This window comes from Burkholderia sp. PR2, from assembly GCF_052372875.1.
GTDB classification, from domain to species: domain Bacteria; phylum Pseudomonadota; class Gammaproteobacteria; order Burkholderiales; family Burkholderiaceae; genus Burkholderia; species Burkholderia diffusa.
On record NZ_JBQRWH010000004.1, the window covers coordinates 2,177,359 to 2,192,026 of the forward strand.

Consider the following 14,668-nt stretch of genomic DNA (forward strand, 5'->3'; position numbering starts at 1 on the left):
CACTCTGGATGGCCGAGCATCATTGCATTGCCGCAATGATGGATCTCAAGCAAATCCATTTCGCAAATATCGCGCACACCGTATCGTCCTTCCCACTCACTGGACGACACCGTGTCAAAGGTTATCGGCGACAACTGGCCGAATGGCGAACTTCGAGGTGTCCGGTTCGGGCCGCTGGTAAACTTGGGCAACCAAAGCAACTTTTCCCGATCACATGAGCACGCCACCCACGGCCGCACCTGCAACCGTCACGCCAATGATGCAGCAGTACCTGCGCATCAAGGCCGATCACCCCGACACGCTCGTCTTCTACCGGATGGGCGACTTCTACGAACTGTTCTTCGAGGATGCGGCGAAAGCGGCGCGTCTGCTCGATCTAACCCTCACGCAGCGCGGCGCATCGGCCGGCACGCCGATCAAGATGGCCGGCGTCCCGCATCACGCGGTCGAACAGTATCTGGCGAAGCTCGTGAAGATGGGCGAATCGGTCGCGATCTGCGAGCAGATCGGCGACCCTGCGACGTCGAAGGGGCCAGTCGAGCGCAAGGTCGTGCGCGTCGTCACGCCCGGCACGCTGACCGACGCGGCGCTGCTGTCCGACAAGAACGACGTCTACCTGCTCGCGATGTGCGCGGGCCACAACAAGCGTGGCGTGGCGGTCAACATCGGCCTCGCGTGGCTGAACCTCGCAAGCGGCGCGCTACGGCTCGCCGAAATCGAACCCGAGCAGCTCGGCGCCGCGCTCGAACGCATCCGGCCGGCCGAGATCCTCACGGCGGACGGCACGACCGACGCCGTGCCCGCCGGCGCCGGTGCGATCAAGCGCGTGCCGGCATGGCATTTCGATATCGCGTCGGGCACGCAGCGCCTGTGCGACCAGCTCGACGTCGCGGGCCTCGACGGCTTCGGCGCGCATTCGCTGACGAGCGCATGCGGAGCTGCCGGCGCACTGCTGCTGTACGCGGCCGCCACGCAGGGTCAGCAGCTGCGTCACGTGCGCAGCCTGAAGGTCGAGAACGAAACCGAATACATCGGGCTCGATCCGGCAACGCGCCGCAACCTCGAACTGACCGAAACGCTGCGCGGCACCGAATCGCCAACGCTGTACTCGCTGCTCGACACATGCTGCACGACGATGGGCAGCCGCCTGCTGCGTCACTGGCTGCATCACCCGACGCGCGCGTCCGTCGCCGCACAGTCACGCCAGCAAGCGATCGGCGCACTGCTCGAAGCGCCCGTGAACGCGAGCCTCGACGCCCTGCGAACCGCACTGCGCCAGATTGCGGACGTCGAACGGATCACCGGGCGTCTCGCGCTGATGTCCGCGCGCCCGCGCGATCTGTCGAGCCTGCGCGACACGTTCGCCGCGCTGCCCGCGCTGCGCGAACGCATCGGCGCGATCGTCGCGAACGCGGATGCGCTCACGCGCATCGACGCGGCGCTCGAGCCGCCCGCCGAATGTCTCGACCTGCTGACGAGCGCGATCGCCCCAGAGCCTGCCGCAATGGTGCGCGACGGCGGCGTGATCGCGCGCGGCTACGATGCGGAGCTCGACGAGCTGCGCGACATCTCCGAGAACTGCGGGCAGTTCCTGATCGATCTCGAGGCGCGTGAGCGTACCCGCACGGGCATCGCGAACCTGCGCGTCGAATACAACAAGGTGCACGGCTTCTACATCGAGGTCACGCGCGGCCAGACCGACAAGGTGCCCGACGACTATCGCCGCCGCCAGACGCTGAAGAATGCCGAGCGCTACATCACGCCCGAACTGAAGACTTTCGAGGACAAGGCGCTGTCCGCGCAGGAACGCGCGCTGGCCCGCGAGCGCGCGCTGTACGACGGCGTACTGCAGGCTCTGCTGCCGTTCATTGCCGAGTGTCAGCGCGTCGCGTCGGCGCTCGCGGAGCTCGACGTGCTCGCCGCGTTCGCCGAGCGCGCCCGCACGCTCGACTGGGTCGCACCCGCCTTCACCGACGAAATCGGCATCGAAATCGAACAGGGGCGTCACCCCGTCGTCGAAGCGCAGGTCGAGCAGTTCATCGCGAACGACTGCCGGTTCGGCGCCGAGCGCAAACTGCTGCTGATCACCGGCCCGAACATGGGCGGTAAGTCGACCTTCATGCGGCAGACGGCGCTGATCGCGCTGATGGCATACGTCGGCAGCTACGTGCCGGCGAAGTCGGCCTGCTTCGGCCCGATCGACCGGATATTCACGCGAATCGGCGCGGCCGACGACCTCGCCGGCGGCCGCTCGACCTTCATGGTCGAGATGACCGAAGCGGCTGCGATCCTGAACGACGCGACACCGCAGAGCCTCGTGCTGATGGACGAAATCGGCCGCGGCACGTCGACGTTCGACGGCCTCGCGCTCGCATGGGCCATCGCGCGTCATCTGCTGGCGCAAAACGGCTGCTACACGCTGTTCGCGACGCATTACTTCGAGTTGACGCAACTGCCCGCCGAATTCCCCCAAGCGGCCAACGTCCACCTGTCGGCCGTGGAGCACGGTCACGGCATCGTGTTCCTGCACGCGGTCAACGAAGGCCCGGCGAACCAGAGCTACGGGCTGCAGGTTGCACAACTCGCGGGCGTGCCGGCACCGGTGATCCGCGCCGCGCGCAAGCATCTCGCGTATCTCGAACAACAGTCGGCCACGCAGCATACGCCGCAGCTCGACCTGTTCAGCGCGCCGCCCGCCGTGACCGACGAACTCGAATGCGCGGATGCGCCTCCACCGTCCAACATCCCGCATCCGGCACTCGAAAGGCTGCGCGACATCGATCCCGACGACCTCAAGCCGCGCGACGCGCTCGACCTGCTGTACGAACTGCGCACGCTCGTCCGCTCGCACGATGCCGACGGGCACGCATAAGCGCACCCCGTCGGGTTGGCCGGCCCGCGCCACGGCGGCGCTGGCCGCGGCGGTGCTCGCGCTGGCGCAGGCCGGCGCGCTGGCCGCGCCGCCCAAACGTGCCGCCGCCCCCTACTCGTTCGCGGTCGTGTCGGGCGTCATCGATACGCCGGCCGACGAGCCAGCCGCGCAACGGCTGTTCGAATCGATCGCGCGCGAGCGCAATCTGGCCTTCGTCGTCTATGCGGGCAACATCAAGGGCGCGAAGGAAGCGTGCCGCGACTCGCTGTATACGCAGCGCGGCGCGATCCTCGACGCATCTCGCGTGCCACTCGTGTTCCTTCCCGGCCACGACGACTGGGTAACGTGCAACACGGCGGCCGGCGGCAACTACGACCCGGTCGAACGTCTGGACTTCCTGCGTCAGACGCTGCTGGCCGACGCGGCGCTGCCCGACCCCGGCGCGCTGCAGATCACGCGCGAAAGTGAGGTCGCCCGGTTCCGGCCCTATCGCGAAAACGCGCGCTGGCTGCATGACGATGTCGTCTACGTCGCGCTGAACGCACCGGCACCGAACAACCACTATCTGACGGCCGGCGGGCGGAACGGCGAATTCGAGGACCGCATCATCGCGAACGGCTTCTGGATCGACCACGCGGCCGAATATGCGAAGCGGCACGAAGCGCGCGCGATCGTGGTGATTTTCGAAGGCGATCCGCAGTTCGATCGCTATGAGCGTGCCGAACGCTTTGCGTGGTTGCGTTTCAACCGGCCGCGCGTCCGCGACGGTTTTCGTGAACTGAAACGAACACTGGTGAAGGCGGCGGCGGTATTCCGCGGCCCGATCCTGGTGGTGCACGCGAGCAGCGAGCCGCTTGCGAACGGCTTCCTGATCGATCGCCCGCTGCATGCGGACGACGGCGTGCTGGTGGGAAATGTGACGCGTGTCGCGATCGGACCGCGTCATCCGGCGAATCAGTGGGTGAAGGTCAACGTGTCACCGGCACGGCAGACGATCTTCAACGTGAGCGTGCAGGACGTCCCGAAGAATCTGCCGACCCCGCCCGCGCTGCCGGTCGTGCCGCGCGATAACGTCCCGCTGCCGCAGATGCCGGAGATCCCGGCCTTGCCGGCATTGCCCGACTCGTCGTCGGTCGCGCCGCCGCTTCAAGGCGACGGCACGACACCGGACGGCGCTTCGTGGCCCGCGCCGCGCCCTGCTTCAGGGCCGGCGCCCGGCCTGCCTGCCAGCTCAGTGCAGGGTACGCCCTGACGGTGCGTCGCCTTCCTCGTCCTCGTCTTCGTCCTCGTCGACGATTTCGAGGCCTTCCGCGCCATGCGCGTGCTCATGCTCGATCTCGTCTTCGGTCGCTTCGCGAACGTCCTTGACCGTCAGTGCGAATCGCAGCGCCATGCCCGCAAGCGGGTGGTTGCCGTCGAGCACGACCTTGTCCTCGGCGATGTCCGTGACCGTGTAGATCAGCGAATCCACTTCCTCGTCGCCGTCTTCCGGCGTGCCTTCGAACTGCATGCCCACTTCGATCGGCTCGGGAAAACGATCGCGCGGCTCGATCTTCACGAGTTCGGGATCGTAGTCGCCGAACGCGTCCTGCGGCTCGAGCTGAACCTGCGCCTGGTAACCGGGCTCCTGGCCGTCGAGCTGTTCCTCGATCTTGGGGAACGTGCCATCATAGCCGCCGTGCAGATAAACCATCGGCTCGTCGCTTTCCTCGATCAGATTGCCTTGCGCATCCGACAGCTTGTAAGCGACCGACACGACGGTGTTTTTTGCGATTTTCATCCAATTCTCCCAAATACAAGTCTCATTATACGATGCGCAACCGGTCTCAAGCCGAACCGCGGGATGCCGCTGCCGCCCCGCTCGGCGCGCCGCCTTCCGATCTTCCCACACCGCTGCTCGGCGGCCTCTCGCCGGCGCAATTCATGCGCCGCTACTGGCAGAAGAAGCCGCTGCTGATCCGCCAGGCGGTCCCCGGCGTGAAGCCGCCGGTGACGCGCGACGCACTGTTCGAGCTGGCAGCCGACTATGACGCCGAATCGCGACTGATCACCCATTTTCGTAACAAGTGGCAACTGGCCCACGGTCCCTTCGAGCCGGGCGCGCTGCCTGCCGTTTCGCGAAAGTCCTGGTCCTTGCTCGTGCAGGGGCTCGACCTGCACGTGGACGCGGCACGCGCGCTGCTCGACCGCTTCCGCTTCATCCCGGACGCACGCCTCGACGACCTGATGATTTCGTACGCGACCGACGGAGGCGGCGTCGGCCCGCACTTCGACTCGTACGACGTATTCCTGCTACAGGTCGAGGGCCGGCGCCGTTGGCGCATCGGTGCGCAGAAGGACCTGTCGCTGCAGCCGGACGTCCCGTTGAAGATCCTCGAGCATTTTGAGCCGAGCGACGAGTGGGTGCTGGAGCCGGGCGACATGCTGTACCTGCCGCCGCACATCGCGCACGACGGCGTGGCCGAAGGCGAATGCATGACCTGCTCGATCGGCTTTCGGGCGCCGTCCGCCGGGGAGCTGGGCGCGCAATTCCTGTATTACCTCGCGGAGCGCGGCGGCCTGCGCGACGAGCGTGGCGACGCGCTTTACCGCGACCCGAAGCAGCCGGCGGTCGACACCCCGGCGCAACTGCCGCCGGCGATGGTCGAGCGCGTCGCCGAGATCGTCGATGCGATCCGCTGGCGCAAGCGTGACGTCGCCGAATTCCTCGGTTGCTACCTGAGCGAACCCAAATCGAACGTCGTATTCGAGCCGCCGGCGCGCCCGCTGTCCGAGGCCGCGTTCGTCGCGCAGGCGTCGCGCCGGGGCGTGTATCTCGACAGACGGGCCGCATTGATGTATAACGCGCGCTCGTACTTCATTAATGGCGAGGAAGAACCGCTCGAGCACGCCGGCGAATGGCTGCCCGAACTGGCCAATCTGCGCCACATGGAGGCGAAACGGTTTGTAACACTATCCCGGGTTCCCTCAATGACAGCCTTGCTGCACGAGTGGTATTGTGCGGGCTGGATACGGGTCGGAAACCGGATTTAGTGAGCCGCCCCGTATGCCCGTGCAGATCAAATTCTGTATGGGAAAGACAACGTATTGACCCCGCATTTGTCGACGGTCGATAGGAAAGTGCATATAATTTCCGCCCAAGCCGTAGGGAAGATTCACGCTCTAGAAGTGCGTCTCCACCAGCGGCCCAGGTCGGTGTTGGAGCACATTACCGGTATTGTTTCGCGCTGTTGCTTACCTTTAACCATAAAAGGACGTGATCATGAAGAAATCCCTCCTCGTAGCTTCCCTGTTGGCTGCTGTTGCACTGGCTGCTTGCAACAAGAGCGCTGATCAAGCTGCTTCGTCGGCTGCTAGCGACGCATCGGCTGCTGCTTCGTCGGCTGCTTCGGCAGTTGCTGGTGCTGCGAGCGACGCAGCTGCTGCTGCTTCGTCGGCTACGGCTGCTGCGAGCGACGCAGCTGCTGCTGTGGCGTCGGCTGCTTCGGCAGCGACGGCTGCTCCGGCTTCGGGCGCAAGCCAGTAAGCCTCAGCATCAGCTGAAAAAAAACCGGCCCTTCGGGCCGGTTTTTTTACGTCTGTCGGTTGCGCGCATCGTATCCGGCGGCAGGACCGGCCAAGAGCCGTCCCGGACGTCCGATCCTTCGCCTGCTCAGCCGAGCGTCAGCCAGTCGAAGCCCGCGTCCTGCGTGGCCACGACCACTTCCTCCCCGTCCGTTCCCAGCACGCCGGCCAATGCCTGGCGGGCCAGCTCGGGCCGGTTGTTCTGCTGGCTCAGGTGCGCCGCGACGAGGTGCTGGAGGCGGCTGCGTTCGAGCGATGCGAGGATGCCCGCGGCGGCGGCGTTGCTCAGGTGGCCGTGATTGCCACCGATCCGCGCCTTCAGCGACTGCGGATAGCGGCTCCCGGCGAGCATCTCGGTATCGTGGTTGGATTCGAGCACCAGCGCGTCACAACCGCTCAGAACGGCCGTGATATGCGGCGTGGCCATCCCGACGTCGGTCAGCACGCCGAGCCGGCGGCAACCGTCCATGAAGACGAACTGGAGCGGTTCCCGCGCGTCATGGGGCACCGTATATGGCATCACGGCCAGATCGCGAATCGCGGCTGTCTCGTCGCCCCACAACACGTGGAGATCGACATCGGCTTCGTCCGCGCCCACCGCGCGTGCCGTGCCCCAGCTCATGTAGAGCGGCAGCGACCCGCGCCGCGCGAGCGTCAGCGCGCTACCGACGTGGTCACTGTGTTCGTGGGTGATGAGGATCGCATCGAGATCGTCGATGCCGAGATTCAGGCGGCCGAGGCGGCGCTCGACCTCCTTCGCTGAAAAACCGCAGTCGAGCAGCACGCGGGTGGTCGTCGTGCCGCTCGCGACCTCGACGACCAGCGCGTTGCCTTCGCTGCCGCTACCGAGGCTGGCGAAGCGCACGCGATCAGTTCAACTGGGCGTGCAGCAGCGAAATGATCCGCTGCGCGTCCGACGAGTTGTCGACCTTGCCGGTCGCGTCGACCACCGCGACCTGCGTGCCGCCACTGCCCTGCGCGCGCACATTGACCAGGTATTCCTTGCCCGGCTTGGCCGCCGACGGGCCGCCGTAGAACAGCTTGCCGAACAGCCCGTCGCGCTTGAGCTCTTCCATCGTGTTCGCGTAACGGACCGTGTACAGGCCCTTCTCGCGGTCGCGATTGTCGACCGCGAAGTTGGTGCGGTCGAGCGCGAGACCGACGCGCAGCCACGCACGGTCGAACGATTCCGCCAGTTGCAGCGTCGCGGCACCGCTGCTCGTATCGCTCACCTGCGCCGGCGCCGTCGCGGGACGCGCATCGGTCAGCAGTTGCTTCGCCTGCGCGTCGCTCAGGCCGAACTTCTGCATCAGCTTCGTCAGGAACACAGCCTCGAGCACCGGATTGCGCGGACGCTCTTCCCAGCGCGACGACGTGCCGCCCTGCGGGCCGACCATCATTTCCTCCATCGCGCTGTGCGTGATCGAGATGTCGGTGTTGCCGTCCGGCGTGCGGTTCACGAGCGTGCGGAAACGGTCGCGCGTGCCCGACGAGTACGCGAAGTCGATGACCTTGCCGATCGTGCGGCGGAACCAGTCATCGGGAATGTTCGCGCGGTTCTCGGCCCAGTCGGTGGCCATGATGCCGGTCGACGGCGCGTCGGTCTTCAGCGAAAACCCATTCTCCTGCCAGAATTCCTTCAGGATCGGCCACAGCTGCTCGGGCGTGCGCCCGTCCACGACGAGCCAGCGGCGGTCGCCGTCGCGCTCGATATGCATGCCGAGCGGATCCTGCGCGCTCGGGACACCGTCGGTCGCGTTGCCGGCGGCCGTCGTCGCCCGCGGCGGCAGCGTGCCGAGACCAGCGTTGCTCGGCGGCGCGACGAACTGCTGGGTCGTCGGCACCGGCTTCAGGTCGCTCGGCACCGCGAGCGGCGGCGCCGAACCCGTGTTCTTGTAGTTGACCCGGTCTGGAGCCAGATAATCGTTCAGCGTATCGCAGCCGGCGAGCGCGCCCAGCGCCAGCGCCACCACCGAAACCTGGATGGCGCGAGAGGAAAAGGCGAAACGTTTCATGAAATCCTTCGTCTTGCTAGAACGCTCGTCAGGAGCGGCGCCGGACGGAGCCGGCCGGTGCGGGTTGATGAGGGGTCGAGCCGGCGGCCGCAGGACGCGGCCGCCTGAGCATCAGAGGACGCCGGCCTCGACGAGGGCCGAACGCACGACGTCGTGACAGCGCTCGTCGAGCGGCGTGAGCGGCAGGCGGATGCCGCCCTGCATCTTGCCCATCGCCTGCAGCGCCCACTTCACCGGAATCGGGTTCGCCTCGACAAACAGGTTCTTGTGCAGCGACAGCAGCTTCATGTGCAGCTCGCGCGCCGTTGCGACGTCGCCGGCCAGCGCCGCGCGGCACAGGTCGCTCATCGCGCGCGGCGCGACGTTCGCCGTCACCGAGATGTTGCCGTGGCCGCCGAGCAGCATCAGCGCGATCGCGGTCGGATCGTCGCCGCTGTAGATCGCGAAATGCTTCGGCGCGGCCTTGATCAGGTGCGCGGCGCGATCGATGTTGCCGGTCGCGTCCTTCAAACCGATGACGCCCGGCACCTGCGCGAGGCGCAGCGTCGTCTCGTGCGCCATGTCCGCGACCGTACGGCCGGGCACGTTGTACAGAATCACCGGCAGGTCGACCGCCTCGGCGATCGCCTTGAAGTGCCGGTACATCCCTTCCTGCGTCGGCTTGTTGTAGTACGGCACGACCTGCAGCGTCGCGTCGGCGCCGACGGCCTTCGCATGCTTCGTCAGTTCGATCGCTTCGGCGGTCGAGTTGCCGCCCGCGCCCGCGATGATCGGGATGCGCTTCGCCGCATGCTCGACCGCCGTGCGGATCATCAGGATGTGCTCTTCGACGTTGAGCGTTGCCGACTCGCCGCTCGTGCCGACCACGACGAGTGCGTCGGTGCCTTCCGCGATGTGCCAGTCGATCAGTTTGCGAAACGCCGGCAGGTCAAGACTGCCGTCTTCGAGCATCGGGGTGACGATCGCGGGGATGCTGCCGCGGATTTGAATGCCGTCTTGGGTGCCGTTAGCCATGAAACGCGATTGATTGTTGTACCGGTAAACGTTGAGATTGTAGCGGATTAGCCGGGCAGTTCGTAACGTGGAATTCCCGCCCCCGCTGTCGGGGTCGCGCCCTCGCGTACCGCGCAGATGCGCTGCACGAACGCCTCGCGCGGCGCGGCGACGAATCCGTCCTCGTACGCAACCACCCGCAGGCGGCCACGCACCGCGTCCAGCAACTCGCCCGGGGCGAGCAGGAACGCAGGATTGGACGGCTTGCCGACCGTTTCGTTTCCTTGCGCGAAGGTTTCGTAGATCAGCACGCCGCCCGGCGCCACCGCATCGAGCAGTCGGGGCCAGAGCGGGCGATGCAGATAATGGGTGACGATCACCGCCGCGAACGACGCACCGGCCGGCAGCGGCCAGGGCGCGCCCTCGAGATCGGCGTCGCGCACATCGACACCAGGAATCGCGCGCAAAGCGGCCAGCGCGGCCGCATCGCGGTCGAGCGCGACGACTGGATGCCCGTGCGACGCAAACCAGCGTGCATGGCGACCACCGCCCGCGGCGACGTCGAGCACCGTGCCGCTCGCCGGGACGAGCCGCGACCAGCGGGCGACCCAGCGCGACGGTTCGGTCTGGGCCACGTGGCCGCCCGCGGCGGCAATGACAGGTTCGCGCATGCCGTCAGGTCAGGTGTACGACAGGCCCATCGCCTCGCGCACGTCGCGCATCGTCTCGACCGCGTGCTTGCGCGCCTTGTCGCAGCCGTCCGCGACGATCGCGCGCAGCAGCGACGGATCGTCCATGTACTTCTGTGCGCGCTCGAGCATCGGCTGCTGTTCGCGCAGGATCCCTTCGACGACCGGCTGCTTGCAGTCGAGGCAGCCGATGCCCGCCGAGCGGCAGCCGCTCTGCACCCACTGGTGCGTCGTTTCGTCCGTATAGACCTGATGCAGCTGCCACACCGGGCACTTGTCCGGATCGCCCGGATCGGTGCGGCGCACGCGTGCCGGATCGGTCGGCATCGTGCGGACCTTCTTCGTGATCGTCTCGGCGTCCTCGCGCAGGCCGATCGTATTGCCGTACGACTTCGACATCTTCTGGCCGTCGAGGCCCGGCATCCGGGACGCTTCGGTCAAAAGCGCCTGCGGCTCGACCAGGATGATCTTGCGCGCGCCTTCGAGATAGCCGAACAGGCGCTCGCGGTCGCTCATCGACAGGCTCTGCGATTCCTGCAGCATCGCGCGCGCCTGTTCGAGCGCCTCGTCGTCGCCTTCCTGCTGGTACGCGTTGCGCAGCTCGTGATAAAGCTTCGCGCGCTTGCCGCCGAGCTTCTTCGCGGCTTCGAGCGCCTTCTCCTCGAAGCCCGGCTCGCGGCCGTACAAGTAGTTGAAGCGGCGCGCGATCTCGCGCGTCATCTCGACGTGCGGCACCTGGTCCTCGCCGACCGGCACGAGCGAGCCGCGGTACAGCAGGATGTCGGCCGCCATCAGCACCGGGTAGCCGAGGAAGCCGTAGGTCGACAGGTCCTTGTCCTTCAGCTTCTCCATCTGCTCCTTGTAGGTCGGCACGCGTTCGAGCCAGCCGAGCGGCGTGCTCATGCCGAGCAGCAACGCGAGTTCCGCATGTTCGGGCACCTTGCTCTGGATGAACAGCGTCGCCTGCGCCGGATCGATACCGGACGCGAGCCAGTCGATCAGCACGTCCCACACGTTCTTCTCGATGACCTCGGGTGTTTCGTAGTGCGTCGTCAGCGCATGCCAGTCAACCACGCAGAAGAAGCACGGGTACTCGGACTGCAGCTTCACCCAGTTTTTCAGCACGCCGTGGTAGTGGCCGAGGTGCAGCGACCCGGTGGGTCGCATGCCGGAGAAAATACGATCTGGGAACATGATTGTCGTTAGAAAAGCGAGGCGAAGGGAGACAGGATGGCGCTCAGCACGCCGGCCGCGGCATTCACGAGCGGCCGCAGCCAGAAGTTCGTCAGCACGCCCGTCGAGACCAGCACGAGGACGATGATGAAACCGTACGGCTCGATTCGCGACAGCGCGATCGATTGCTTCGGCGGCAGCAGCGCCGCCAGGATGCGGCCGCCGTCGAGCGGCGGCAGCGGAAACAGGTTCAGCACGCCGAGCACCAGGTTCGCGCTGACGCCTGCGTAGGCCATCCGCGTGAAGAACGGCTCGTCGATGCCGGCAGCGGGCAGTACGATGGTCAGCACGCCCCAGATCAGTGCCTGCACGAAGTTGCAGGCCGGGCCAGCCAGCGACACCCATAGGCTGCCCCAGCGCGGATCGCGCAGGTTGCCGAACGATACCGGCACCGGTTTCGCATAGCCAAACAGGAACGCGCCGCCCGTCAGGAAATACATCGCGAGCGGGATCGCGATCGTGCCGAGCGGATCGATGTGGCGCATCGGGTTGAACGACACGCGCCCCATCATGTAGGCGGTGTTGTCGCCGAGCAGGCGCGCGGCATAGCCGTGCGCAGCCTCGTGCAACGTGATCGCGAAGATCACGGGCAGCGCGTAGACGGCGATGGTCTGTATCAGGGAAGCGTCCATATCGCGTTATTGTAACAAGCGCACTCGCGCAAAAATGAATGGCGCTTACGCGGCCGAAAGCCCGAACGGTTCGAGCGCACCGCGCCCGGCACGCACGAGCTGCGGCTCGTCGCCCGTCAGGTCGATCACCGTCGACGGTTCGCGCGGACACGCACCACCGTCGATCACGAGATCGACCTGCTTCTCGAGCCGCGCGCGGATATCGTCGGGATCGTTCAGCGGCTCGTCGTCCGGCGGCAGGATCAGCGTCGTGCCAAGCAGCGGCTGGCCGAGCGATTCGAGCAGCGCGAGCGTAATCGCGTGATCGGGCACGCGCAGCCCGATCGTCTTGCGCGACGGGTGCGACAGACGACGCGGCACTTCCTTCGTCGCCTGCAGGATGAACACGTACGGGCCCGGCGTCACCGACTTGATCTGCCGGTACTGACGATTGTCCACCATCGCGAAGTTGGCCAGTTCCGACAGGTCGCGCACGAGCAGCGACAGGTGCTGCTTCTCGTCGAGGCCGCGGATGCGGCGCACGCGCTCGACTGCATCCTTGTCATCGAGGTGGCACGCGAGCGCGTAGCTCGAATCGGTCGGCATCGCGATCACGCCGCCCTTGCTGACGATGTCCGCGGCCTGCTTGATCAGGCGCGGCTGCGGATTATCCGGATGAATCCTGAAGAACTGGGACATGGGGACACGTAAAGAGGGAGAAGTCGGATGCGCGCCTCGGCGGCAGCGCCAGCGGCAAGCGGCCGCGGTACGTCAGAGCCAGCGCTCCCAGAGCGGTTTCAGGTCGGGCGGCAAAGGCGGCAGGCTGCCGAGCTCGATGCGACCCTCGCCCGGCGCATGGAAATCCGAGCCGCGCGACACCTCGAAGCCGAAGCGGCGCGCGACGTCTGCGTATTCGCGGTACTGGTCGGGGGTGTGGCTGCCCGTAATGACCTCGATCGCGCGGCCGCCGAGATCGATGAATTCACCGAAAAACGCATCGAATTCGACCGGCGTATAGCGGTAGCGGCCCGGGTGCGCGACCACGGCCTCGCCGCCCGCCGCGCGAATCCATGCAACGGCGTCGGACAACGTCGCCCAGCGGTGCGGGACGAACCCGGGCTTGCCGTCGCCGAGCAGGCGGTCGAACACATCGGAGGTCGATTCGGCATGGCCGTTCTCGACCAGGAAGCGCGCGAAGTGGGTGCGCGAGATCAGGTCGGGATTCGATACGTACTTCAGCGCGCCTTCGTACGCGCCGGGAATGCCGAGCGTCTCGAGCTGCGCGGCAATCGCCCGCGCACGCGCGGCGCGGCCGTGGCGCGTGCGGTAGAGGCCGTCGACGAGCGTCGGGTTCGACGGATCGATGTTCAGCCCGACGATGTGCACGGTGCGCGACGCCCACGTGACCGAAATCTCGACGCCGCTCAGGTAGCGCATCCCCAGCGCCTCCGCCTCGCTGCGTGCCGCCGCCTGGCCGCCGATCTCGTCGTGGTCGGTCAGCGCCCACAGGGTCACGCCGCCGGCATGGGCGCGGCGCGCGACGTCGGCAGGCGACAGCAACCCGTCGGAAACATTCGAATGGCAGTGGAGATCAGCGTTCATTGTCGATATGGCAGGTGAAGCTTCATTCTACTGCAATGCGGCAATTGCGCCGCCCGCCTGCCCCGCCGCCGCCACACGCCTACGCGCAGAACGCCTCGATCAGCGCCGCGATCTGCTCCGGCTGGTCGTGATGAACCATGTGGCCGGCATCCTCGACGAGCTTTTCGCGCCAGTCGGGGAACGCGCCGAAGCGCGCCTTGAACTCCGGCAGCGGGATGTCGCCGGCGAGATACGCGAGCGTCGGCGAATTGACGGCCTCGACGTGCAGCACCTTCGCGCGCACCTGCTTCCAGACGGCCATCACCTCGTCGAGCCGGTACAGCTGCGGGCCCGCCATCTTGTGCGCGGGGTCCGCCAGCAGGTGGTAGAGGCCGTCATCGCCACGCTTCGACCAGTGCGCGGCGAGGAACGCGGCGCGGTGCGGATCGAGCCGCGGATTGGTCTTGATCAGCCGGGCCGCCACGTCGTCGAGCGACGCATACGGGCGCAACACCGGCGGCTCGCGCAGCTCGTCGAGCCAGCCGCGCAGCCGGCGCGGCGCCTGCTCGGCCCGCGCGGGGGCGAGCCCGAACCCTTCGAGGTCGACCACGCGCCGCACGCGCTCCGGGCGCGCGCCCGCGTACAGGCACACGACGTTGGCCCCCATGCTGTGCCCGACCAGATTGACTTCGCCGGTGGGTGCATAGTGATCGACGAGCGCATCGAGGTCGCCCAGGTACTCGTGGAACCAGTAATGACCGCCGCCCTGCCTCGCGACCGGCCAGTCGGACAGGCCGAAGCCGCGTGCATCCGGCGCGATCACCTGCCAGTCGCCCGCGAGCGCGTCGACGACGAACTGGAACGATGCCGCGACGTCCATCCAGCCATGCAGCATGAACAGCGTCGGCGCATCGGGCCGGCCCCAGCGCCGCACATGCAGCTTGACGCCGCGCACCGTGACGAAATCGGAAACAGAACTCGAGGCACTCATTGCAGCCGCCAAAAAAGAATGATCGTTCGATTATAGCGATGACGCCTCCATTCCGGCGCCTGGCAGTCGAGGCAGCTCTCTAGCGACGGCGCGCGGAATCGGCCTGTCGGACGCCGCGG

At 66.8% G+C, this 14,668-nt stretch carries 14 protein-coding genes; 4 read left to right on the top strand and 10 right to left on the bottom strand.

Features of this window, described 5'->3' with window-relative positions; genetic code table 11:
• The first annotated feature begins 214 nt into the window (after positions 1–214).
• Together mutS and ACT2FV_RS27275 are read left to right on the top strand one after the other, a co-directional pair.
• On the top strand, positions 215–2,872 hold the full coding sequence (gene mutS / locus ACT2FV_RS27270) for a DNA mismatch repair protein MutS (protein WP_444505165.1): 2,658 nt from the start codon (positions 215–217) through the stop codon (positions 2,870–2,872).
• Entirely contained in the window at positions 2,853–4,124 is a 1,272-nt protein-coding gene (locus ACT2FV_RS27275; RefSeq protein WP_174920032.1) for a hypothetical protein, read from the top strand. The genes mutS and ACT2FV_RS27275 overlap by 20 nt, the downstream gene beginning before the upstream one ends.
• Here ACT2FV_RS27275 and ACT2FV_RS27280 read toward each other — a convergent pair.
• Positions 4,104–4,652 carry an FKBP-type peptidyl-prolyl cis-trans isomerase gene (locus tag ACT2FV_RS27280; RefSeq protein WP_124903469.1) on the bottom strand — a complete coding sequence of 183 codons (549 nt, stop codon included), beginning with the start codon at positions 4,650–4,652 and terminating at the stop codon, positions 4,104–4,106. The genes ACT2FV_RS27275 and ACT2FV_RS27280 overlap by 21 nt on opposite strands.
• Positions 4,653–4,684: 32 nt before the next feature.
• Here ACT2FV_RS27280 and ACT2FV_RS27285 point away from each other — a divergent pair, with 32 nt between their 5' ends.
• Both ACT2FV_RS27285 and ACT2FV_RS27290 read left to right on the top strand, forming a co-directional pair.
• Positions 4,685–5,905 (top strand): cupin domain-containing protein, encoded by a 1,221-nt coding sequence (locus ACT2FV_RS27285; RefSeq protein WP_151051600.1) that lies wholly within the window; start codon positions 4,685–4,687, stop codon positions 5,903–5,905.
• Positions 5,906–5,959: 54 nt separating this feature from the next.
• Positions 5,960–6,205 carry a hypothetical protein gene (locus ACT2FV_RS27290; protein WP_011657350.1) on the top strand — a complete coding sequence of 82 codons (246 nt, stop codon included), beginning with the start codon at positions 5,960–5,962 and terminating at the stop codon, positions 6,203–6,205.
• Positions 6,206–6,524: 319 nt separating this feature from the next.
• Here the strand turns inward: ACT2FV_RS27290 and ACT2FV_RS27295 are convergent, their stop codons facing one another.
• From ACT2FV_RS27295 to ACT2FV_RS27335, 9 genes are all read right to left on the bottom strand, one after another.
• Entirely contained in the window at positions 6,525–7,301 is a 777-nt protein-coding gene (locus ACT2FV_RS27295) for an MBL fold metallo-hydrolase (protein WP_059608383.1), read from the bottom strand.
• A 4-nt stretch (positions 7,302–7,305) separates the two neighbouring features.
• Positions 7,306–8,451: an outer membrane protein assembly factor BamC gene (bamC, locus tag ACT2FV_RS27300; RefSeq protein WP_151051602.1), complete on the bottom strand. Its 1,146-nt coding sequence runs from the start codon at positions 8,449–8,451 to the stop codon at positions 7,306–7,308.
• Between the two features lie 111 nt (positions 8,452–8,562).
• A complete protein-coding gene (gene dapA / locus ACT2FV_RS27305) occupies positions 8,563–9,465 on the bottom strand; it encodes a 4-hydroxy-tetrahydrodipicolinate synthase (protein WP_151051603.1) in 903 nt (300 codons plus the stop codon).
• 47 nt (positions 9,466–9,512) lie between these two features.
• Positions 9,513–10,115, bottom strand: coding sequence for a class I SAM-dependent methyltransferase (locus ACT2FV_RS27310; protein WP_059608386.1), 603 nt, complete (start codon positions 10,113–10,115; stop codon positions 9,513–9,515).
• 9 nt (positions 10,116–10,124) lie between these two features.
• Positions 10,125–11,327 (bottom strand): tryptophan--tRNA ligase, encoded by a 1,203-nt coding sequence (locus ACT2FV_RS27315; RefSeq protein WP_059450434.1) that lies wholly within the window; start codon positions 11,325–11,327, stop codon positions 10,125–10,127.
• Positions 11,328–11,335: 8 nt separating this feature from the next.
• Positions 11,336–11,998: a site-2 protease family protein gene (locus tag ACT2FV_RS27320; protein WP_059608387.1), complete on the bottom strand. Its 663-nt coding sequence runs from the start codon at positions 11,996–11,998 to the stop codon at positions 11,336–11,338.
• Between the two features lie 45 nt (positions 11,999–12,043).
• Positions 12,044–12,676: an L-threonylcarbamoyladenylate synthase gene (locus ACT2FV_RS27325; RefSeq protein ID WP_059535812.1), complete on the bottom strand. Its 633-nt coding sequence runs from the start codon at positions 12,674–12,676 to the stop codon at positions 12,044–12,046.
• A 72-nt stretch (positions 12,677–12,748) separates the two neighbouring features.
• On the bottom strand, positions 12,749–13,579 hold the full coding sequence (locus tag ACT2FV_RS27330; protein ID WP_059608389.1) for a 3',5'-nucleoside bisphosphate phosphatase: 831 nt from the start codon (positions 13,577–13,579) through the stop codon (positions 12,749–12,751).
• Positions 13,580–13,658: 79 nt separating this feature from the next.
• The gene (locus ACT2FV_RS27335; RefSeq protein WP_174920030.1) at positions 13,659–14,549 is read right to left on the bottom strand and encodes an alpha/beta fold hydrolase; all 891 of its coding nucleotides are present in this window, start codon (positions 14,547–14,549) and stop codon (positions 13,659–13,661) included.
• Positions 14,550–14,668 lie beyond the last annotated feature (119 nt).

Excerpts from the sequence above, each read along its gene's own strand:
- ACT2FV_RS27285 (WP_151051600.1), top strand. The coding sequence starts at position 4,685 with ATGCGCAACCGGTCTCAAGCCGAACCGCGGGATGCCGCTGCCGCCCCG.
- ACT2FV_RS27280 (WP_124903469.1), bottom strand. The coding sequence starts at position 4,652 with ATGAAAATCGCAAAAAACACCGTCGTGTCGGTCGCTTACAAGCTGTCG.
- dapA (WP_151051603.1), bottom strand. The coding sequence starts at position 9,465 with ATGGCTAACGGCACCCAAGACGGCATTCAAATCCGCGGCAGCATCCCC.
- ACT2FV_RS27335 (WP_174920030.1), bottom strand. The coding sequence starts at position 14,549 with ATGAGTGCCTCGAGTTCTGTTTCCGATTTCGTCACGGTGCGCGGCGTC.
- bamC (WP_151051602.1), bottom strand. The coding sequence starts at position 8,451 with ATGAAACGTTTCGCCTTTTCCTCTCGCGCCATCCAGGTTTCGGTGGTG.
- ACT2FV_RS27330 (WP_059608389.1), bottom strand. The coding sequence starts at position 13,579 with ATGAACGCTGATCTCCACTGCCATTCGAATGTTTCCGACGGGTTGCTG.
- ACT2FV_RS27275 (WP_174920032.1), top strand. The coding sequence starts at position 2,853 with ATGCCGACGGGCACGCATAAGCGCACCCCGTCGGGTTGGCCGGCCCGC.
- ACT2FV_RS27320 (WP_059608387.1), bottom strand. The coding sequence starts at position 11,998 with ATGGACGCTTCCCTGATACAGACCATCGCCGTCTACGCGCTGCCCGTG.
- mutS (WP_444505165.1), top strand. The coding sequence starts at position 215 with ATGAGCACGCCACCCACGGCCGCACCTGCAACCGTCACGCCAATGATG.
- ACT2FV_RS27315 (WP_059450434.1), bottom strand. The coding sequence starts at position 11,327 with ATGTTCCCAGATCGTATTTTCTCCGGCATGCGACCCACCGGGTCGCTG.
- ACT2FV_RS27310 (WP_059608386.1), bottom strand. The coding sequence starts at position 10,115 with ATGCGCGAACCTGTCATTGCCGCCGCGGGCGGCCACGTGGCCCAGACC.
- ACT2FV_RS27325 (WP_059535812.1), bottom strand. The coding sequence starts at position 12,676 with ATGTCCCAGTTCTTCAGGATTCATCCGGATAATCCGCAGCCGCGCCTG.